Origin of the sequence: Thiolapillus sp., assembly GCF_048562965.1 — a bacterium.
Taxonomy (GTDB): Bacteria; Pseudomonadota; Gammaproteobacteria; order Chromatiales; family Chromatiaceae; genus Thiolapillus; species Thiolapillus brandeum_A.
The window spans coordinates 1-645 of record NZ_JBHNMF010001403.1; the positions used below are offsets into that span (position 1 = coordinate 1).

Sequence of the window (645 nt, forward strand, 5' to 3'; positions counted from 1 at the left end):
GCCTCGAAGAAGGCGCCGGGGAGCCAGATTCATCATCAGCATGGCAACAAGCCGAATTTGGCGCAATATGTAAGAGGCCAATGCTGGGTCAGCCTGGCCTGGGTGATCAGGCGAGAGAAACGGCCGGTGGCCTTGCCCTTGTTGACCCGCCTGGTTCCTGGTATCAGTAACACGGGAAAACGGGTGGCGGCCAAAACCCTGATACGGGCCGTATACCGTTTGCTCGATGGACGCAAGGTGCGTGTTCTTGTAGATAGTTGGTACATGCGGCGGATATTTATCGAGTCCATGTTGGCTCGTGGGTTCGAATCGGTCAGGTTCGGATTGATACCCGGTTGTACGATGAACCGCCGAAACGCAAGAAAGGTCAACGAGGTAGACCGCGAAAGTATGGGAGAAAATACACGCCCAAGCGTATTGCGCACGCTGCCAGCCATGGAGAGCGAAGCGAAGGCTGGTAGACCCCAGTAGCCGCGAGGCCGCACTGTTTTCCCGGCGTGCCTTGCGCCAGAGGGAAAACAAAGTGGCTCTTCCCCAAATGGAGTGGGTAGATTATCGTAATCCCCTATGAGAGACAAAGACCTATATGCCCAGATACTGGGAATCAAGAGTCCCTGGCAAGTATCCGGTGTAGAGCTGGCGCTG

1 protein-coding gene is annotated in these 645 nt (G+C 55.7%); it reads right to left on the minus strand.

Annotated elements, in window-relative coordinates; all coding sequences use genetic code 11:
* Positions 1 to 367: 367 nt before the first annotated feature.
* A complete protein-coding gene (locus ACOCD2_RS24595) occupies positions 368 to 538 on the minus strand; it encodes a hypothetical protein (protein ID WP_293815979.1) in 171 nt (56 codons plus the stop codon).
* Between the last annotated feature and the right edge of the window lie 107 nt (positions 539 to 645).